At 44.0% G+C, this 19,113-nt stretch carries 19 protein-coding genes; 9 read left to right on the plus strand and 10 right to left on the minus strand.

What is annotated here, in order from left to right; all coding sequences use genetic code 11:
• Positions 1–72: 72 nt before the first annotated feature.
• On the plus strand, positions 73–1,317 hold the full coding sequence (locus OSCI_RS10930) for an acetate kinase (RefSeq protein ID WP_007355000.1): 1,245 nt from the start codon (positions 73–75) through the stop codon (positions 1,315–1,317).
• Between the two features lie 109 nt (positions 1,318–1,426).
• Here OSCI_RS10930 and OSCI_RS10935 read toward each other — a convergent pair whose 3' ends face one another.
• The 5 genes from OSCI_RS10935 to OSCI_RS31960 all read right to left on the minus strand — a co-directional run bounded on the left by OSCI_RS10935 (position 1,427) and on the right by OSCI_RS31960 (position 5,700).
• Positions 1,427–2,527 (minus strand): DJ-1/PfpI/YhbO family deglycase/protease, encoded by a 1,101-nt coding sequence (locus OSCI_RS10935; protein ID WP_007355001.1) that lies wholly within the window; start codon positions 2,525–2,527, stop codon positions 1,427–1,429.
• Positions 2,528–2,679: 152 nt separating this feature from the next.
• Entirely contained in the window at positions 2,680–3,510 is an 831-nt protein-coding gene (locus OSCI_RS10940; protein ID WP_007355002.1) for a hypothetical protein, read from the minus strand.
• 81 nt (positions 3,511–3,591) lie between these two features.
• A complete protein-coding gene (locus tag OSCI_RS10945) occupies positions 3,592–4,209 on the minus strand; it encodes a hypothetical protein (protein ID WP_007355003.1) in 618 nt (205 codons plus the stop codon).
• A gap of 79 nt (positions 4,210–4,288) precedes the next feature.
• Positions 4,289–5,329, minus strand: a complete 1,041-nt coding sequence (locus OSCI_RS10950; protein WP_007355004.1) for a hypothetical protein — start codon at positions 5,327–5,329, stop codon at positions 4,289–4,291.
• Between the two features lie 239 nt (positions 5,330–5,568).
• On the minus strand, positions 5,569–5,700 hold the full coding sequence (locus OSCI_RS31960; protein WP_007355005.1) for a hypothetical protein: 132 nt from the start codon (positions 5,698–5,700) through the stop codon (positions 5,569–5,571).
• A 417-nt stretch (positions 5,701–6,117) separates the two neighbouring features.
• Here OSCI_RS31960 and OSCI_RS10955 point away from each other — a divergent pair, with 417 nt between their 5' ends.
• Positions 6,118–7,170: an AI-2E family transporter gene (locus OSCI_RS10955; protein ID WP_007355007.1), complete on the plus strand. Its 1,053-nt coding sequence runs from the start codon at positions 6,118–6,120 to the stop codon at positions 7,168–7,170.
• Positions 7,171–7,382: 212 nt separating this feature from the next.
• Positions 7,383–8,234: a DUF1206 domain-containing protein gene (locus tag OSCI_RS10960; RefSeq protein ID WP_007355008.1), complete on the plus strand. Its 852-nt coding sequence runs from the start codon at positions 7,383–7,385 to the stop codon at positions 8,232–8,234.
• 80 nt (positions 8,235–8,314) lie between these two features.
• Here OSCI_RS10960 and OSCI_RS10965 read toward each other — a convergent pair whose 3' ends face one another.
• The 5 genes from OSCI_RS10965 to OSCI_RS29885 form a co-directional block, all read right to left on the minus strand.
• Positions 8,315–8,911, minus strand: coding sequence for a VOC family protein (locus OSCI_RS10965; RefSeq protein WP_007355009.1), 597 nt, complete (start codon positions 8,909–8,911; stop codon positions 8,315–8,317).
• A gap of 13 nt (positions 8,912–8,924) precedes the next feature.
• Positions 8,925–9,404 (minus strand): hypothetical protein, encoded by a 480-nt coding sequence (locus OSCI_RS10970; protein ID WP_007355010.1) that lies wholly within the window; start codon positions 9,402–9,404, stop codon positions 8,925–8,927.
• Positions 9,405–9,631: 227 nt separating this feature from the next.
• A complete protein-coding gene (locus tag OSCI_RS10975; protein WP_007355011.1) occupies positions 9,632–10,846 on the minus strand; it encodes a hypothetical protein in 1,215 nt (404 codons plus the stop codon).
• 130 nt (positions 10,847–10,976) lie between these two features.
• Positions 10,977–13,607 carry an MGH1-like glycoside hydrolase domain-containing protein gene (locus OSCI_RS10980; RefSeq protein WP_007355012.1) on the minus strand — a complete coding sequence of 877 codons (2,631 nt, stop codon included), beginning with the start codon at positions 13,605–13,607 and terminating at the stop codon, positions 10,977–10,979.
• Between the two features lie 44 nt (positions 13,608–13,651).
• Complete coding sequence (locus OSCI_RS29885) at positions 13,652–13,801, minus strand: SDR family NAD(P)-dependent oxidoreductase (protein WP_007355013.1); 150 nt, start codon at positions 13,799–13,801, stop codon at positions 13,652–13,654.
• A 450-nt stretch (positions 13,802–14,251) separates the two neighbouring features.
• Between OSCI_RS29885 and OSCI_RS10985 the strand changes: the two genes are divergently transcribed.
• The 6 genes from OSCI_RS10985 to OSCI_RS11010 all read left to right on the plus strand — a co-directional run bounded on the left by OSCI_RS10985 (position 14,252) and on the right by OSCI_RS11010 (position 19,009).
• The gene (locus OSCI_RS10985) at positions 14,252–14,743 is read left to right on the plus strand and encodes a DUF2231 domain-containing protein (protein ID WP_007355014.1); all 492 of its coding nucleotides are present in this window, start codon (positions 14,252–14,254) and stop codon (positions 14,741–14,743) included.
• Positions 14,740–15,345: a DUF2231 domain-containing protein gene (locus OSCI_RS10990; protein WP_007355015.1), complete on the plus strand. Its 606-nt coding sequence runs from the start codon at positions 14,740–14,742 to the stop codon at positions 15,343–15,345. Before OSCI_RS10985 ends, OSCI_RS10990 begins: the two co-directional genes overlap by 4 nt.
• Before the next feature lie 94 nt (positions 15,346–15,439).
• On the plus strand, positions 15,440–16,174 hold the full coding sequence (locus tag OSCI_RS10995) for a cytochrome c oxidase subunit II (RefSeq protein ID WP_007355016.1): 735 nt from the start codon (positions 15,440–15,442) through the stop codon (positions 16,172–16,174).
• A gap of 7 nt (positions 16,175–16,181) precedes the next feature.
• Positions 16,182–17,843 (plus strand): cytochrome c oxidase subunit I, encoded by a 1,662-nt coding sequence (gene ctaD, locus OSCI_RS11000; protein WP_007355017.1) that lies wholly within the window; start codon positions 16,182–16,184, stop codon positions 17,841–17,843.
• A gap of 77 nt (positions 17,844–17,920) precedes the next feature.
• A complete protein-coding gene (locus tag OSCI_RS11005) occupies positions 17,921–18,586 on the plus strand; it encodes a cytochrome c oxidase subunit 3 (RefSeq protein ID WP_026103882.1) in 666 nt (221 codons plus the stop codon).
• 180 nt (positions 18,587–18,766) lie between these two features.
• Entirely contained in the window at positions 18,767–19,009 is a 243-nt protein-coding gene (locus OSCI_RS11010) for a hypothetical protein (RefSeq protein WP_007355020.1), read from the plus strand.
• Positions 19,010–19,113 lie beyond the last annotated feature (104 nt).

A 19,113-nucleotide genomic window follows, 5' to 3' on the forward strand; every position in this document is an offset into this window, starting at 1 on the left:
TTAGTCATTAGCAATTAGCAATTAGCCATTAGCAATTAGCCATTAGCAATTAGCCATTAGCAATTAGCAATTATGAAAATATTAGTATTAAATGCCGGATCTAGCAGTCAAAAAAGTTGCCTTTACGAAGTCAAAGACACAATTCCTAACGAACCTTTAGAGCCGATATGGGAAGCTGCAATTGACTGGACTCACCACGAAGGTACAGCAGAATTGAAAGTAAAAAATGCTCAAGGCAAAAAGGTTGAAGAGGAGTTTGAAGCCGATTTTCGCACGAATACTATCTTTGAGATGTTGAAGACACTTTGGAGTGGTGAAACTCAAGTTATTGAACATCCCAGTGAGATTGATATTGTTGGCCATCGGGTGGTACATGGCGGACAAGAATATCAGCAAAGCACGTTTATTACCCCGGAAGTAAAAGAGGCGATCGCACGTTTAGCTGTGTTCGCTCCCGTTCACAATCCTGCCAATTTGGAAGGGATCGAAGCCATTGAAAAAAGCTTAGGAAATGTGCCGCAAGTAGCAGTTTTTGATACTGCTTTTCATGCACAATTACCTCCGGCTGCGTATGTTTATCCCGGCCCTTACGAGTGGCTAGAACAAGGAATTAGGCGCTATGGTTTTCACGGTATTAGTCACCAATTTTGTGCTCAACGTGCGGCTCAAATTCTAGGTAAAGATTTGCAGGAATTACGGCTGATTAACTGTCATTTGGGAAATGGTTGTTCTCTCGCTGCAATTCGCGAAGGTAGAAGTATTGACACCACAATGGGTTTTACACCTTTAGATGGTTTAATGATGGGTAGTCGCTCTGGATCTGTCGATCCTGGTATTTTGATTCACCTGTTGCGACAGTCTGAATGTACGGGGGAAAAATTAGATCGGATTTTGAATCGGGGTTCGGGTTTATTAGGAATTTCTGGGGTATCGGGAGATTTAAGGATGATTATGGATGCGATCGCCAAGGGTAGCGATCGCGCTCAACTTGCTTTAGATATTTACATCCATCGCTTACGCTCTTATATTGGCGCTATGGTAGCGAGTTTAGGCGGCTTAGACGCTCTAATTTTTACTGCGGGGGTGGGCGAACATTCAGCCGTTGTCAGGGCTGCTGCTTGCGAAAATTTGGGGTTTCTGGGTTTAAAATTGGATGTGGATAAGAATGCGCGATGCCTGCGGCTGGCTTCGCCTACGCCTATGGATGAAGATATCGCAACGGATGATTCAGCAGTGCGGGTTTTGGTAATTCATACACAGGAAGACTGGGCGATCGCGCAGGAATGTTGGCAACTTTCCCAAAATAATACCCCATAATCAAAGGTAGGTAGTTGCGCTTCAGCGCTCTTAAGAAGCCTCTTAAAAGCGTTGAAGCGCAACTACCTACCTAAATGGGTAACAGCTTATCAGTTTGGCAAAGCCAGAATTAAGACATCTTCACCGCAGGGCTAGTAGATGGTTTTGCGGGTTTAACTTCTTGCGTTCCCATGCGCGATCGGTAAAGTTCTGCTAGACACTGTTCATACTTCGAGAGATCCAATTCAATCTGAGTAAAAATGTCGGTTGATACTGGATCTGTGAACTTCGCCCGCAGGTTATTGATATCAACAATTCCTGTTTGCAAATCGCCCAAGGTACTCCGCAAAAGAAACATTTCATCAGTTCCTTGAAGCGAAGCTTTTAAGGAAGCAAATTTATCCGCAGCCTGTGCAGAGATTGATGGTTTTTCACCCAAAGCATTCAGACGTGCTTCTAGGAGTTGGATGTGATGCTGTTTATTGTGAACCATGTCGTGCAATAGCGAACGCAATTCAACATCGGAAGTTTTTTCCCCATAATGCTCAAAAGCTTGGCACGAATAACGCTCACCTGTTAAAGCCGTGTTCAAACCTTTAACAATATCGCCTTTTGTGGAACCACCCCAAGCCGTTGCCAGCTTCCACCATTCTGCATTCACATCATTTTCATCCGGTAAAGCAGCCTCTTTGCCGCCGTAACCAAGACGAGCAAGAATTGCAGTAGTAAATATCGCCAAATCCCCCGGTTGCCGAGAAGTAATAAGATTGCCGTCAATTACCAAAGCTTCATTGATATACTCAGCTCCCGCATTGATCATATCCTTGCGGATGGCATGAAAACCAGTTGCTTTTTTACCTTTTAGCAAATCACCTTCAATCAAAACTTGCGGCCCGTGACAAACAGCAGCAACTAATTTTCCTTGCTCCATTGCCTCAGTTACAAAGCGCACTGTGTTGGGATTTGTCCGCATTATATCGGGAGCCATACCACCAGGAATAATTACTGCGTCAAAATCTTCTGCCCGCGTTTCAGTAGTAGTTCCATCAGCTTGCATGGCAACTTTGCCTTGTTTGCCTGCATACTTTTCATTCATGCGCGAACCAAGGACAACTACCTCAAAACCTGCTTGTTTTAGCCCATTATAAGGTACTTGAAACTCTGAATCTTCAACTCCGTTTTCAATCAGGATAGCAACTCGTTTGTGTTGGCTTCCGTTAGTTTCTGTCATGATTGCTTAGCCTAACTTTTATTATTTTCTCCTACATTAACTTAGGTATTAATTTTTCTCCTTCTTTCAAAAGTAATAAATCATCTCATCTTTATTTGTCACTTTGGGCAGAGTAAAATAAAGGAAAACTGCCCAAAGTGACAAAAGAGGTATTACTGAGGAATGGCTGAGGGATATACTCCTGTAGCAACTAGCACAGGTTTGTTGGTATACTCGGCTTCTAGCTTCTGCTTCAAGGTCAAATCCCATTGCAGATCGTAGTCCCGCTCAAGTTCAGCGAGGACAAACGAACGCAGCACGCCGGTTACGGCAACCTTCTCACCTTCTCGCACGCTTGGTTGTGGAACTGTGTGTATCACTAACAAGTCTTGTCCGCCAATTAATTTGTCTTCATCCAAGGTGAACGAGTTGGGACTTCTGAGGGTTTCGACTTCACCGCTCACCGCCAGTGTCTTACCGTAGTATTTTTGGGGGTCTGAGGTGAGTTCCCCCGGTGTGGGGGCTAGCGCCATCGATTGTGCAACGATCGCAGGTTTACTTTCGTACTCGGTGTACAAGTTTGGCTGTAAGCCTAAGTTGTACTCGCGCTCAATATCTGCAAGGACAAAATTGCGAACTGTTCCCGTTACTTGAACTTCTTGACCTGATTCAGCCGGCAGCACAAAAGGCTTGCCGGTGGCATTGACAACCAAAATCGATTCGCCGCCAAAAAACTCCCCATCGCTAACTGTAAAGGTCGATGGCCCCAATTTTTTGACTGGTTCGCTTCTGATGGTCACAGTTTTGCCAAGCAGTTGTGCTGTTTTATCAACCACATTCTCGGTTGTCGTGGGAGCCGAACCGGGTGGTGCAGGTACAGGTGCCGTTGCTTGCTGCTGTGGGGTACAAGCCGGAAGCAGGATAGCTGCTAGTGCGAGTGCGATCGCTCCTCCCTTAGCATTCGAGATCTTTGGAGTGGAATTGTTCAAACGATTATTAAGCATTGAAAAACCTCCTTGATTTTTTCTGTTTATTTTGTTGGTGAAGCTACAGAATTTGCGTTCAAAACCGGGTCTTTTTATAACCTAATTCAAGAACACTTGACCGTCAGGTTGAATTCTTAAAACTCCTTGATTGCCATCAAAGTTACTCGTTTCATCTATTGAAACTACGAGCATCCCTTTTTCAGAACTAGACATGGGTATAACTTTCACTAACCCTCCATCTACGCGCACCATTGTGACAGTCACAGGTGTTGGTAGATTTTGCAGAACAATTTCTGCTCCGCGCGCTAGCATTCGGGATTCAGTATGCCCGATCGCCTGATAGGAAATCAGGGCATTTGTGCTGTTTATTAATTTCACGCTCACCTCACCTGCCATTGGTGTGACAGTGGCAATGGGAGTCTGTCTTGTTTCTGGCAAAGGTGGTTGCGTAACATTCGTTCCCCTCGCGGGAGGAACCATATTTTGACCCAACTCTTGCTGATTCAATCTTTGACTTGCAGCATTAGGCAGACATCCTTGAGAAACCCGAACATTACTGTTATAAGGTTCTTCATAGTAAATCCTAGAACAGGAGTTGAGTGTAGGAGCGGGAGCTGCTGATGCCACAAGAGGAACGGTTGGCAGCGCGATTAATAAACTTCCAGAGATGATTTGTAATATCCCTGGCGTTTTTTTCCAGCGATTTAGTTGATACATAGCTATCTCCTGATAGAATCTTTCAAATTTAGTCAGGGTTTGCCAGATTTGGGGAGGGCAAATAGTCGCGAGTCACCGCTCAATTTTGAAACAGTACCAAAGTTTCTTCGCTGGTGCGATCGCCTCTACTAGAAGTGACATTCACCTCGTATCGGGTTCCTGGTAGAGCAATGGTCGGGTTAAAAGCAAAGCTGAATTTACCTTGTTCATCCGCACGAATTGTGCGTTCGAGGATATTTCGTTCAAATCCAAACAAACCTGCCACAGAAGAGGTAGCCTGAACGTTGACATTAACTGTCGCATTTGGGGCGCTGCGTCCTTCCACTTCAACCGTCCCGCTGACGCGAGCATTTTCTTCGGGAGTGATAATTTCTAGCGGGATTTCGGCAGTGTTGAAACTGCCATCATCGCCAGTAATTAGTTCTCGATCTAAACGGGAACGAATAACTTGATTTCCCGACTGCAAACTAGCAGTAACCGCCGCACCGGCAGGGGGGAAATAATCCTGCCTGCGGATGGTATATTCCCCCGTGTAAAGGCCGTTGGATTCTTCGCGCATGGGGATGTTATAAGCAACTCCTTCAATGGAGAAATTAGCTGTAGCATTGGGAGTGCCGAGCAATGTGAAATTGAGCGTGGTTCCCGGATCTAACTGCTGTACGGGTCGAGCACTGAAGCGGTTAATAGACAAAGATTGAAAGCGGCCATCGCTATAACCAGCTACTAGAGGTTGTTGCAAGCGGGTGCTGCTGATGCGATCGCCTTGTTGCAAATTTGCTCGCACAACTGTATTTTCTGAAATTCGATCGCCCTGGCGAATCACGTAGCTTGCCTCGTAAACTCCCGGTTGAACCTCCCGCATGGGCAGATTTTGCACTGTATTTGTGATAGTCAAGGTAGCTCTAGAATACGGGGTTCCTCGCAACACGAAAAAGAGTTCAGTTCCCGGATCTAATCGCTGTACTGGATACGCGGTAAAACTATCGATATTCGAGCCGACTACTCTTCGTTGAGCTACTTGGATTGAGGGTTTGGGACTAGCTTGGGCAATTTCGGGTAAATAAATGGTTGAACCCAACAGAACCAGTCCAATTGCCGTTGAAAATGATTTTATTTTCATAAAATCCTCCTAAATCGCAACAACCAACCTTTTGCAGTAATGTGAAAAGAAAATTTAAATTATTAAAAATTTACTTTTGCTCAAGGTCGATTGTCTGTATTCTACATTCTCTCTTTCAAAATGTTGTTTCTCTCTCTATTTAACTTCAACTCTCCAAAGCTTGCCATCTGTCGGAGGCAATAAGAAAATATGTATCCGATGAAAGATGATTGAAGAAAAAATGATGATATTGCTTTGAGTTAAGTGCGATCGCTCGGACTATTGGCGATAGATGCTTGATTCCCAACTGTCACACTGGGGCGCATCCATTCTTGCAACGTCCATAAGCTAGTTAGGGCAGCTATTGCAGCGCCCAAACTATCTATAATCAAATCAATATATGAACTTCGTTGTTCTCAGGATACAAACTAAACAATAGCGACGCGCCTAACCTGAGAATGAGCTCTGGGTTTTTCTAAAAAGTCTCTCTAGAGAAAAACTAGCCCTACAGCATCTATCTTAAGTTGGCTGATTTTAAACTTGAATGTAAAAGCAATATATCTTAAGTAAGATATTTGGCTAATTGCTTTAATTTTGCACAATCTTTCCCATACATAGGTGTAGGGTGAAAATGTAAGAGTGGCAGTATTGAGTGTCTCAAAAAGATTGTAACTCACACGGAAAAAACTCGCTTGCAGAATACAATCAGGATTCGGAATTGATGCGATTGCTCACTCTCGCTGTAGAAAGTTTAGCCAAAAAAATCTCCCTGCTAGAGTTAAGTGTTGGTGAATAGAGAGGCTTTTGTTATGGGTTTAGGAAAGTGGATTGGTTTTTTGGCTTTGCTAGCCTCGCTCTATATTTTGTGGAAAATTAGAACGATTGTTTTACTGTTTTTTACCGCCGTAATTTTAGCGATCGCTCTCAACCGTTTAGTGCGAAGATTGCAGCAGTCGGGTGCGAAGCGGGGAGTGGCGATCGCCTTAGCAATTGCGATTTTAGTCACAGCGAGCGCTGTCTTGCTAACTCTCATCGTAACGCGCCTGAGCAATCAATTTCAAGAGTTGTCCCAACTCGTCCCGCTAGGAATAGAACAACTGCGAATTTGGAGCAATTGGTTGCAAGCAAGATTACCCGGACAAATTGTTGATAACCTTCCCAGTATTGACGATTTAACCCAAGAAATTCAAACGTTTTTTCGGTGGACAACTTCGCATATTTATCAGTGGTTTTCCAACTATCTAAGCTTGATTATTAATACCTTATTAATTACCGTTTTGACAATCATGCTTCTGGTAAATCCGATGCCATACCGCCACGCAATTATCAGCCTTTTTCCCGCTTTTTACCGTCAGCGAGCCGATGAAATTTTCTCAAAATGCGAAGAGGGTTTAATGGGTTGGTTGGCAGGTGTTGCATTAAGCATGAGTTTTATTGGTATTACGAGCATTATTGGTTTGTTTGTTTTGCAAGTTCCACTGCCTTTTGTGAACGGGCTTCTGGCATTCATATTAGCCTTAATTCCCTATATTGGCGCAATTTTAAGCGTAATTCCACCGCTGCTGCTGGCTTTATTAGATTCGCCTTCAAAAGCAGGCGCGGTGTTGTTGCTTTATTTCCTAATTCAACAAATTGAAGGCAACTTGGTCACTCCTATCATTATGGAAAAGCAGGTATCTCTGCTTCCGGCTTACACCTTAGCTATCTTGACAGCATTCGGATTTTTCTTTGGTTTTTTGGGATTATTTTTAGCGCTACCAATTCTAATTGTTATTCAAATTTGGGTTAAAGAAGTTTTAATCAGAGATATACTAGACCGCTGGCAGACTGCTCAATCAGGGAAGCCAGTAGATAACTCATAAAGCTATAATTGTCAAGCCCAATTAATGTGAAGTTTATCAATCAATCAACCGATGAGAGTCCTGCTCAAGACAGATGACAAAAATCTCTAAACAAGCTAATTATTAAGTTAGTAAATGATAATGTAAATCCTTTGTTTAAGAACTCAGTTAACTGGAAAGGAATGCACCATTGCCTATGACAGCAGTCGTTAACAACTAAATTGTCAAAAAATATGAAACCGCACAACTCATCCACCGACAACATTAAACAGTCAATTCGACAAGCAGCTTCTCATGCCTGGTTTGAGCGACTGGCAAGATTGGGATATGCTTCCAAAGGCTTAGTTTACTTTATTGTCGGTTTTCTAGCAGCACAAGCAGTCTTTAGTATGGGCGGCAGGACAACCGATACTAGCGGTGCATTATCAGAAATTGTTAACCAACCGTTCGGTAAATTTCTGCTATTTCTTGTAACGATTGGGATTATTGGTTATGCCCTTTGGCGTATCGTTCAGACAATTCTCGACCCAGAACACCAAGGAGACAAAATTGATGCCAAGCGAATTGCCCAACGCATGGGCTACGCCTTAAGTGCTTTAGCTTACGGAGGTTTGGCTTTAACGGCTGTAAAACTGATAATGGGTTCTGGCGGTGGTAATAGCGATACAACGGAAGATTTGACAGCCCAAATTTTAGCGCAACCGTTTGGACAATGGCTGGTAGGATTGGCGGGAGCAATTGTTATTGGTGTAGGCTTTTCTTATTTCTACGAAGCATATAAAGCTAAATTTCGTCGCCATTTCAAGCTAGATGAAATGAGCCAAACCGAGCAAACTTGGGCGACACGGTTGGGTCGATTCGGAATTGCTGCCCGGGGAGTTGTTTTCGTTATAATCGGTTTTTTCTTAATTCAAGCAGCAAGGCTATCGGATGCCAGCCAAACAAAGGAATTGGGCGATGTGTTGGCAATTCTGGCACAACAGCCTTTTAGTCCAGTGATTTTGGCTCTAGTACCTTTGGGTTTAATTGCCTATGGTATCTACTCGGTAATTGAAGCGCGCTATCGGCGAATTTTCCGCTCATAAGCTTGCCCGTTATACAGAAAATTAGGAATTTTGAGTTTGATCCCACATTCCGCAGTTCTGGCTTTGATGACTAAGGATTTTCATACATTCACTCCCAGCAAGTCTCGGTAAAATTTTAGACTCTGCTCGGTGTTGCTAATTGCGATCGCACTATGATCGATTCCGAGAAACAAGCGATCGCTCTGCTGATGCCACTTGTCTTGTCCTTTATCGGCAGGAAACCAAATTAACTCTAAAGGGTGGCGATCGCAATCTTTGAACTTGAAGGCTCGTACACCAGCAGATGCTTTATTCTCGGCTGGTATCGTCTGCGGTTCAACTGAAATCGGTTCAATTGGAAACGATCGCAAATGAGCATAAGCCCGATCCATATCGCTAACTGCGATCGCCAAATGTTGAAACCACAAATCATTACTTTCCGAATCCCTGGGAATAGGTTTTCCCTCAATATTGAGATACTGCATCAGCTCAATAACTTCATCTCCAAGCTGCAAGGTGACAATGCGAATTGTTGCCTCAGCCACGCCTACTAAGTCGCTGTAATCCTCTGTTTCAACCGTGATGTCTGAAACGGGTTCAAACCCTAGTGCTTGCGTATAGAAATCCTGAGAGCGATCGGCATCACTCACAGTTAGCCCAATAGCACGAATCCGTTGTACCTGAATGGGATTCAACATAAAAATTTTGAGCTTATCGAAAACGGCAAGCCTGCCCGATAGTAGGCGTTTCTTCAAGTTGCACAATCATCAAAACTGCGGGCGCATCGCCGACAGTGCCAGAAAGGTGTCCCTTCTGTCCCTGGGCGTTGGCTTTCGTATTCTGGTCTTCTCCAAACGAAATTTCACCAACACCCATCTCTACTCGTTGCCCGTCCATCGTCTCCACAAACCAGCGTCCCGATAGCGGAATAATCCACTGGGGTTTCGGATTTTCATGCCAAGTGCCAATCCAGCCAACAGGTTGCACCGTAAAGACGACGGTAGCACCGCCTTGCTGCATCTGTTCGAGCCACTGAGGAGAGGCAGGTGGTGAAATGCTCTTGAGAGTGAAGTCTTGAATTTGGCAACTGGACTGGTGGCTGATGCCATCTTCGTCAGTCCAGACGTGCCAATAGTCAATCGTCGGGGGTGTTGGATGTTCGCGATCGCTTGATGATGAAGAATGAGTCATAAGAATAAATTTCCTTAACTATTGGGTAATTATTACTATATATAGCGAGCCTAAATAATTGGGAGCATCTCAGTGTATATATGTATGCGTGTAGGGGCGTTAAGGCATAGCGCCTAACGCCCCGATCTCACCATGATTGCGATTCCTGTCGGCTTTGCCAACCTACCCTTTTGGCAAATTTTTCTTCTTCAAAATGGAGGAGTCTTTTTTTGCCGAGTCAGGGGATTTTATCCTAAGTAGATAGTCCCTTCATGGGCATTAAAAACGGCGCTTTCAACCTGAGCGAGCGGTGCACTCACCCCTTCTAAGATCGCCACTAAGTCTTTGCTCGGAGAATTGGCATAGATATTGAGAGATCCGCCTACAATTTCCTGGGTGAAGTTGGAGATCGAGCCTGCTACTTCTATGGTATCGACTCCTCTCTGAAAGTTCTGGATTAGAGCGTAGTCGCTGTTTCCCTGACCCACATACATCTGTATGGCATTGGGAGTTGAAGGAACGATGTAAATGCCGAGCGCGAAATTATCTACACCTTCAGCACCAATGAGCGTATCAATTTCTCCCAGTCCAGTCCCGATTACTCGATAATCATAGGGATCGGAACTGACAACTTGGTAGGGGGTTGGGAAAATATATCGACTGCTGTTGCCAAAACTTCGGATAACGTCATTATCCGTCGTGCCCGTGAGAGTAACAATACGATCCTCCAATTGACCGTAGCGGAGATAATGATCGAAAGGAGATTTAAACAGGCCATCGTCTACCGCCTGCTTGACATCTGGATTGCCGACCAAATAATCGGTTTCGTCGAAATAATTGACAGCACCGAGGAAAAAAGTCCCTCTATTGAATGCGCCACCAAAGAGGGGTCTGTCAACTACAGTCAGTGGCGAAGTCATTCCTTCTACTATCGCCACCAAATCTTTAGGATTTTTCTTGTAGATGTAAAGATTTCCATTGGTAACTTCTTGGGAGTAATCAGCCGGACTTCCTGCTAGCTGAAGGGTATCTTCAGCAAATTCAAAGTTTTGAATCAGAGCGTAGTCGTTGTTTCCTTGGCCTACATAGAGCTGGACGGCATTGGGAGTTGAAGGAAGAACGGTGTAAGCGGCGATCGCGAAATTGTCTGTACCTGAAGCACCAATAAGCGTGTCAATTTCTCCCGCGCCAGTACCGATTACTCGAGAATCATAGGGATCGGTACTGACAATTTCGTAGGAGGTTGGGTAAAAATATCGAGTGTTGCCAAAGCCTCGGATAAGATCGTTACCCGTCGTTCCCGTAAAAGAGGCAACGCGATTTTCAAATTGGCCCAAGAGAATGAAATGCTCTAGCCCCGACTGGAATTGGCCATTTTTCACGGCCTGAGCGACATCGGGATTGAATGTTAAGTAATCGCCTTCATCAAAAAATGGGTAAATATCGCTGTACGAGTCTACCATGTCTCCTACACCCTTAAATGATTAGGCATGAGTATACTACTAAAAGTTGAGTAGCGATCGCCAATTTTATGTAGCAATTATTAAACTTTCGCTAGTCCCTGTTTCAAGAATTAGTATTAAAAGCCTGGAATCACGGTTTATCGTTTACCTGCTGAATCAACTTGGCAATTAGTGCTGTCCATCCAGTTTGATGACTTGCGCCTAATCCAGCCCCGTTGTCGCCGTGAAAGTATTCGTAAAAGAGAATCAAATCGCGCCAGTGAGGGTCTTGCTGAAATTTTGCAGTACCACCGTAAACCGGACGCTGCCCATCTCGATTCTGTAAGAAAATAGCGATCGCTCTTTGCTCCAAATAAGCCGCCACCTCCCAGAGATTGAGCATTACTCCTGAACCTGTGGGACACTCCACTGTGAAGTCATCGCCTAAGTAGTGATAGAACTTTTGCAAGGATTCAATTAGTAGAAAGTTAACTGGAAACCAGATGGGGCCGCGCCAGTTAGAATTACCGCCAAATTGGTTAGAAGTAGATTCAGCAGGCTCATAGTCTACTTGATAGCGAGTGTCGTCCCAGTCGAAGATAAAGGGATGCTCTTGGTGATAGCGGGAAAGCGAGCGGATACCATAAGGTGAGAGAAATTCCTCCTCATTCAACAATGGTCGCAGGATACGGCGTAGCGCTTCGGGGCTAGTAATAGCAAGCAGGCGGCGATCGCCTTCTCCCTCAATGGTCATACAAGCAATGTTTTGTGCCAATTCGGGACGGTTGTTGAGAAACCACTCAATTTTGTCTTTTAATCCCGGTACAATTTCTAACAAATCTGGCTCGATAGTATCAACTGCAAATAGCGGTATTAGTCCCACCATTGACCGTACTTTGATTCGCACGTCCTCTCCGTTGGGTAAGTGCAAGGCATCGTAGTAAAAGCCGTCTTCGTCGTCCCAAAGCACAATTTCTTCATGCCCTACATGATTAATGGCGTTAGCAATGTAGAGGAAGTGTTCAAAAAACTTCAACGTCATATCGCTGTATGTTTCGTCCTCACGGGATAGTTCCAGAGCGATCGCCAGCATATTTAATGAAAACATCCCCATCCATGCCGTGCCATCTGCCTGTTCTAAATAACCCCCCGTTGGTAATGACTTGCTGCGGTCAAATAGCCCAATGTTATCCAGTCCGAGAAATCCTCCTTGAAACAAGTTTTGCCCTTGTAAGTCTTTGCGGTTTACCCACCAGGTAAAGTAGAGCATCAAGCGGTGAAACATCCGCTCCAAGAATTTGCGATCGCCCGTTCCAACTCGTTTCTGTTCAATTTTGTAGACGCGCCACGCCGCCCATGCTTGTACCGGAGGATTGACATCGCCAAACGCCCACTCGTAAGCGGGTAATTGACCGTTGGGGTGCATGGTGCGATCGCCAGTCAACCACAGTAATTGTTGCTTGGCAAAGTTTCCATCCATTAATGCTAGAGCAATGCAGTGGAATGCCAAATCCCAGGCAGCAAACCAAGGATACTCCCACTTATCGGGCATGGAAATAATTTCTTCGGCGTAGAGCATCCACCACTGAGTATTGCGATCGGTAAGGCGTTGACTGGGTGGGATAGGTTCTGCTAAATCTCCATGCAGCCAAGTATGGACATCATAGTAGTAAAACTGTTTGCTCCACAGCAGTCCGGCAAACGCTTGTCGTTGGACGTTGCGGCAGTCCTCGTCTAGACCGGGGGTGAGCGTTTCGTAAAATTCATCTGCCTCTGTTTGACGCTGGCGGAAGGTATCAGCAAATGCTGCATTAAATGGCGTGTCAGTATATTGGTTGGTGAAGCGAAGTTGAATTACATTTGTCTGTCCCGCCCCAATTTCCAATTGATACCAAGCTGCTGCTTTCGTACCAACTTTATTCGGATTTACTGCATTCTGATTGTTATGAATCACATACTCGTGGAAAGCGTCTTTAACATAAGGTGAGGCATTAGCAACTCCGTAGAGACGTTGGCTGTTAGTTTCATTCTCTGTAAATAAAAGCTGATGATTTCCATCGCAAAATAACCAATAATCCCCATATTTCTCACTGTTCGCCTTAATTACACCATCAGCAACTTTCGATAGCTGTGACTGCGGTTTATTACCTGTCCATATCCAGGTATTGCGAAACCAAAGGGTAGGTAGTACGTCGATGCTGGCAGTTTCCGCCCCCCGATTCGTGATGCTGATGCGAATGCAAATATCATCGGGAGAGGCTTTGGCGTATTCGGCAACCACATCAAAATAGCGATTATCGTCAAACACGCCCGTATCTAATAATTCAAATTCTGGTCGATCCTTGTGGCGATGAGCGTTTTCCTCTACAAGCTGAGTATAGGGAAATTCCAGTTGAGGATATTTGTACAACCAGCGCATATAGGAATGGGTAGGCGTGTTGTCCAGGTAGAAGTAATATTCTTTGACATCTTCACCGTGATTACCTTGTTCGTTAGTCAGTCCAAACAGACGTTCTTTTAAAATTGGATCGCGGCCATTCCACAGTGTTAGACCAAAGCAGAGTTGACTGTGGCGATCGCACCATCCACCCAATCCATCTTCACCCCAACGGTAAGCGCGCGATCGCGCCTGGTCGTGAGGAAAATACTCCCAAGCTGAACCATCCGGTGAGTAATCCTCCCGCACTGTACCCCATTGGCGATCGCTCAAGTAGGAACCCCAACGATACCAAGGTTCATCCGGTTCGCGATTCTCTTCTAACCTTTGCTGTTCTGCGTTCATCTAGCCCCCCGTCGCGAACCCTGTATACAGAGTCATACCGCCGTCTACTCTGCTGCTTCCTGTTGAGAATGGTAGTTGACTAAAACAGAAGCACCCGATGCAGCCAAAGTATGGGTGACTCCTTCACCAATACCAGAACTTGCACCCGTTACGACTGCTTTTTGACCTTTGAAAAGATTAGGGGAATAGCTCATGTTTTTTCCTAGTTTTATTTCTTTGTGAAGTAAAGTTGTACCTAATTAAGAATGTAACTACTTAAAGATTTATTTATTGGTTTCTGCGCTCACTTTAGGGATTTGTAGAATCAAATACGTCTATCTAATGGGGTAATTCGTCTCTATTTCTAAGGGTATAACTTTATAATTATCTTCTCCAGAAACTTACACATAAAATTAATTGTCAAGCAATGTTTTTTGTGATATACAACTAATCTTTATGTGATTAATGTGTCAATAATATCACCAGCGATCGCCTTAAAACTTTAGAGGGTTGAAAGCCCAATAGTTTGAGAAGCTATGGTTATTTTTCAGGATTAGATCAATCTTTAGATAGATATGTTTTTGTAGAATTAGTCTCAATCTATATTTAGAGAAATCTCTGTCAGCTTGCCTCCGGGAACAAGTCCACTAAAACAGGAGAAAGCGATGCCTCTGCCTCTCAATAATGCGAATCTACCTTACCCAGATCCGCTCCATCCGATCGTCGTCCATTTCGCGATCGCGATGATAATTTTTTCCTTCTGCTGCGACGTGACGGGCTATTTCAACCGCAATCATCGTTTGTTTGAGGTGAGTTTCTGGAATATGTTTGTTGCTTCAGTCAGTATTTTCCTCGCCGTCATCTTTGGTCAGTTTGAAGCTGGTTTAGCCCAACCTTACGAAGCCGTCAAGCCGACACTGAATTTACACACAATTACAGGCTGGTCACTTTCGGCAATTATTGTGGCAATTACCGCATGGAGATTCGCGATTCGCGCCCGAACTCCAGTAAAGATACCTGTTGCTTATCTAGGTGTTGCAACATTTTTAATTTGTTTAGTATGCTTTCAACAATATTTAGGGACTAAGTTAGTTTGGGTATACGGGCTGCACGTAGAGCCCGTAGTTGAAGCAACAAAAAATGGAGTCTTACAATGAACTCGCAACTTATCGATCGGTTGTGGTTCAAACTAGGTGCGAACGGATTACCATACGAGGTTCCAATTCATCCGCAGCTAGTGCATTTCACGTTGGGTTTATTCATTATTGCCATAATTTTTGATATTGCGGGAACGCTGTTTCGTTTTGAAAAACCAATCCTCAAATTTTTGACTCTGACTGCTATTCGTCCCAGCTTTTTTGATGTTGGTTGGTACAATCTTTTAGCAAGTGCTGTTATCACATTTTTTACCGTCGCAGCGGGCTTTTTTGAGATGATGTTGGCAGACCCACCCACAAATATGAATAGTGCTTGGGGGTTGGGGGCTGGTACAACAATGCTCTTGCATGGTATGGGGGGTATTTTACTATTAGCAGCGATTGTTGCCATGACCGTATGGAGGGGGTTACAGCGCTACCGCTGGCGCAAAAATGCCACAATCCAAGTGCAGTGGAGTTACTTGTTGATGGGTATTTTTATATTGGGATTGTTATATGTTCACGGCACTTTAGGGGCGCAGATGGGAGACGAGTTCGGGATACATAATACGGCAGCGGGCTTAATTCGACAAGGTAAAAATCCGAATTTATTACTTAAATAATGCCAATAAAGATACTAGAACAATTGATTTTACAGGAGATGCGATGAGGAAAATTTTCAACACACTATTATTAATAGTTTTTATCGCGGTAATTATGATAATAGCCCGCTGGATTGGCGATCGCGCCTACTCTTGGATGCCGATTCAGGCAACCGCAGAAGCGGAAAGAGTCGATCGCATATTTAGCTTTTTAACCTCCGTGGGAACGTTCATCTTTCTCGCGATCGCAGGCACGATCGGATACTCAATTCTCACCGATCGCGCGCCCAAGGGAGATTGGAGTCACGGTCATCCTACCAGAAGCGATGTGAGGCTAGAAATCCTCTGGACTTCCGCCCCAACCGTCCTAGTTTTATGGCTTGCAGCTCAAAGTTTCAGCATTTATCAACAACTAGATATTGAGGGGCTACAACCGATCGTACATCTGCACCTATTGGAAGAATCTGCTACCGCTGCAACGGTCACAAATACCGATCAACCTGTTACTGAAAATATTGAGGTTATAGCTAAACAATCGGTTTGGTCTTTCCGCTATCCAAATAATGCCATTAGTAACGAATTACACCTGAGAGTAAATGAACGTACCCGTTTAAGTTTACATTCCCAAGATGTAATTCACGGCTTTTATGTCCCGGAATTTCGGTTAAAGCAAGATATCATCCCCAACCGCAATATTAACCTGGTCTTAACACCCACCAAAATCGGCAAATATCACCTGCGTGATTCCCAATTCAGCGGCACCGACTTTGCCTTGATGGTGGCGGATGTATATGTTGATTCAAGTGAAAGTTATAATCAATGGCTTTCTCAAGCTGCTATCCGTAAATAAAAAATATATGACAAATAACTCAATCCCAATTACTGACGAATCAGAAAATCCCAACAGTAAAAACGATCCCGACTGGCAGGAGTATTTCAGCTTTAGCACCGACCATAAAGTTATCGGTGTTCAGTACATGGTGACGACTTTTATTTTCTTTTTGATTGGTGGGATGTTAGCGATGATTATTCGGGGCGAACTGCTTACTCCCGAATCAGATTTGGTCGATCGCTCTTTATATAATGGCTTATTTACTCTACACGGCACGGTGATGATTTTCCTGTGGATTATCCCCTTCAATGCTGGTCTTGCTAACTACTTAGTACCGTTGATAATTGGGGCAAAAGACATGGCGTTTCCAGTTCTGAATGCGCTCGCCTTTTGGATAATTCCGCCAGCAGGTATCCTCCTACTATCGAGCTTTTTAGTACAAGGTGGGCCCGCACAAGCTGGCTGGTGGTCTTACCCACCAATCAGCCTCCAAAACCCAACTGGTTATCCCATCAACGGCGAATCAATTTGGATACTGAGTGTAATGTTGCTGGGTATTTCATCGATTATGGGAGGAGTCAACTTTATTACTACAATTGTTTGGATGCGGGCACCAGGGATGACGTTTTTTCGGATGCCGATTTTCGTTTGGACAGTTCTCAGCGCCCAGTTGCTACAACTAATTTGTTTACCTTCCCTGACGGGCGCGATCGTACTGTTATTTTTTGACCTCACTTTTGGGACAAATTTCTTCAAACCCCTGGAGAATGGCGACCCAATTATCTATCAGCACTTATTTTGGTTCTACTCCCATCCGGCGGTTTATGTGATGGCGCTGCCTGCTTTTGGCATCTTTTCGGAAATTCTCCCCGCCTTTTCTCGTAATCCTTTATTTGGCTATCGATCGGTTGCGATCGCCTCCTTTGGAATTGGTTTAGTCAGCATATTTGTTTGGGTACACCATATGTTTGCCAGTGCTACACCCAATTGGATGCGGATACTATTTATGGTTTCCTCAATGTTGGTAGCTGTCCCTACTGGTGTCAAAGTATTTGCTTGGACTGCCACAGTTTGGAATGGCAGACTGCATCTTTTAACCCCCATGTTATTTGCCTTGGGAGGTGTACTTATGTTTATTTTCGGTGGAATTACTGGCATCATGCTTAGTTCAGTTCCGTTTGATATTCATGTCAACAATACCTACTTTGTAGTAGGTCACTTCCACTACGTCGTCCACAATACAATCACGATGGCAATCTTTGCCGCGATTTACTTCTGGTTCCCAAAAATAACTGGACGAATGTACGCTGAAGGCTGGGGAAAATTGCATTTCTTTTTAACTTTTATCGGCGCTAATCTTACGTTTTTCCCCATGCACCCGCTCGGTTTACAAGGCATGGTGCGCCGGGTTTCATCTTACGATCCGCAGTTCCAAGGGTGGAATATTATTGCTAGTTTGGGAGCCTTTTTCTTGGGTATGTCTACGCTGCCTTTTATTGCCAATATCGTCGGTTCTTTGCTATTAGGTAAAAAAGCACCTGACAATCCTTGGCACGCTACAGGGCTGGAGTGGAAGACTTCTTCACCGCCACCCAGGGAGAACTTTGAGGAAATTCCTGTTGTCAACGATCCACCCTATCATTACAACTCTAAAGCGATACCAGAGGCTGCTGTTACTCAAGAATAGATCAGGTAAGGGGAGAGGAATTGACTGCTTTTTCTCAATCCAAAATCCCAGATCCAAAATCCAAAATTATCGGAGTTATGCCAAATCCTACACATCATATAGATGAAAGCCCAATTCGTTTCGATCGCTTAGTACAGTCCCTGCCTAATTGGTTACAAAGGTTCTTACCAATTGGTGGTGGCATCGCTCACGATCATCATGGTAAAGCAATGTTCGGCGTTACCATATTCTTGCTGTCGGAGAGCCTAGTTTTTTTCAGCTTTTTCTTTACCTATATCGCTCTACGATTGACCCATTCCAACTGGCTACCACCTGGTGTTAAGGGGCCGGAATTATCTAAATTTATCATTATTAATACTGTGGTGCTGCTTTCAAGTAGCTTCGTTATTCAAGCCGCAGAAAACGCCCTCAAACGCCATAAAATTATTAGATTTCGCTGGCTTTGGGTACTGACTTTTGGTATGGGAATTTACTTCTTAGTTGGTCAGGGTATCGAGTGGAGTAACCTTAACTTCCGGCTGACTACAGGGCTAATGGGTGGAACATTTTACCTGCTAACAGGTTTCCACGGGCTGCACGTTTTTGCGGGCATTCTCTTGCAGTTGCTGATGCTTTCTCGTTCTTTCATTCGGGACAATTACAACAAGGGGTACTTTGGTGTCAGCGCAACTACTTTGTTCTGGCACTTTGTTGATGCGATCTGGGTTATCCTATTTTCACTTATCTATCTCTGGCCACCCTAGAAATTTGCAGTCTCAAGATGAATGGTTATTTGTAGCCAAATCGTACTTAAGCATGGCTTTATTAGGGATTTGAATTTATAGACAAACTACTGGTAATAAAAGCCCAGGGATGCAATTTTTGTTACAGTTATAACCCAAATGTACTGGTACCTTGCTTTATAAACTTCAAGGAGGTTTTTTATGAATTTCCCAACTCAAAAATCACTAGCAATTATCACAATTGACTTTTTCAGTTTGGTTCAATCAGCCCAAAAAGATCCATTGATCGATCGAGGTGGTCAGGTTGCTGTGGATATTGGCGTTGTCCTCCTAGCAGTTACTTTAGTGATTGCTGTCAAGATTATTAGCCCTAGAGTTGAACACGCTATTGTTCTTGCTATCTTTCTCAGCTTTGTATTAATTGGTCTCTTTTTAATTAAATAGTATAAATTGCATTGCTGCTCCTATTAATTTGTTATTTTCTAGCAAGCAATGCAATTTATTTTGAAGCCTCAATTTGCATTCTCACCGCTTTTTCATTTCAATTC

The organism is Kamptonema sp. PCC 6506, from assembly GCF_000180455.1.
Lineage (GTDB): Bacteria > Cyanobacteriota > Cyanobacteriia > Cyanobacteriales > Microcoleaceae > Kamptonema > Kamptonema formosum.

Coding starts and splice junctions, on each gene's coding strand:
- OSCI_RS10930 (WP_007355000.1), top strand. CDS start 73: ATGAAAATATTAGTATTAAATGCCGGATCTAGCAGTCAAAAAAGTTGC.
- OSCI_RS10935 (WP_007355001.1), bottom strand. CDS start 2,527: ATGACAGAAACTAACGGAAGCCAACACAAACGAGTTGCTATCCTGATT.
- OSCI_RS10940 (WP_007355002.1), bottom strand. CDS start 3,510: ATGCTTAATAATCGTTTGAACAATTCCACTCCAAAGATCTCGAATGCT.
- OSCI_RS10945 (WP_007355003.1), bottom strand. CDS start 4,209: ATGTATCAACTAAATCGCTGGAAAAAAACGCCAGGGATATTACAAATC.
- OSCI_RS10950 (WP_007355004.1), bottom strand. CDS start 5,329: ATGAAAATAAAATCATTTTCAACGGCAATTGGACTGGTTCTGTTGGGT.
- OSCI_RS10955 (WP_007355007.1), top strand. CDS start 6,118: ATGGGTTTAGGAAAGTGGATTGGTTTTTTGGCTTTGCTAGCCTCGCTC.
- OSCI_RS10960 (WP_007355008.1), top strand. CDS start 7,383: ATGAAACCGCACAACTCATCCACCGACAACATTAAACAGTCAATTCGA.
- OSCI_RS10965 (WP_007355009.1), bottom strand. CDS start 8,911: ATGTTGAATCCCATTCAGGTACAACGGATTCGTGCTATTGGGCTAACT.
- OSCI_RS10970 (WP_007355010.1), bottom strand. CDS start 9,404: ATGACTCATTCTTCATCATCAAGCGATCGCGAACATCCAACACCCCCG.
- OSCI_RS10975 (WP_007355011.1), bottom strand. CDS start 10,846: ATGGTAGACTCGTACAGCGATATTTACCCATTTTTTGATGAAGGCGAT.
- OSCI_RS10980 (WP_007355012.1), bottom strand. CDS start 13,607: ATGAACGCAGAACAGCAAAGGTTAGAAGAGAATCGCGAACCGGATGAA.
- OSCI_RS29885 (WP_007355013.1), bottom strand. CDS start 13,801: ATGAGCTATTCCCCTAATCTTTTCAAAGGTCAAAAAGCAGTCGTAACG.
- OSCI_RS10985 (WP_007355014.1), top strand. CDS start 14,252: ATGCCTCTGCCTCTCAATAATGCGAATCTACCTTACCCAGATCCGCTC.
- OSCI_RS10990 (WP_007355015.1), top strand. CDS start 14,740: ATGAACTCGCAACTTATCGATCGGTTGTGGTTCAAACTAGGTGCGAAC.
- OSCI_RS10995 (WP_007355016.1), top strand. CDS start 15,440: ATGATAATAGCCCGCTGGATTGGCGATCGCGCCTACTCTTGGATGCCG.
- ctaD (WP_007355017.1), top strand. CDS start 16,182: ATGACAAATAACTCAATCCCAATTACTGACGAATCAGAAAATCCCAAC.
- OSCI_RS11005 (WP_026103882.1), top strand. CDS start 17,921: ATGCCAAATCCTACACATCATATAGATGAAAGCCCAATTCGTTTCGAT.
- OSCI_RS11010 (WP_007355020.1), top strand. CDS start 18,767: ATGAATTTCCCAACTCAAAAATCACTAGCAATTATCACAATTGACTTT.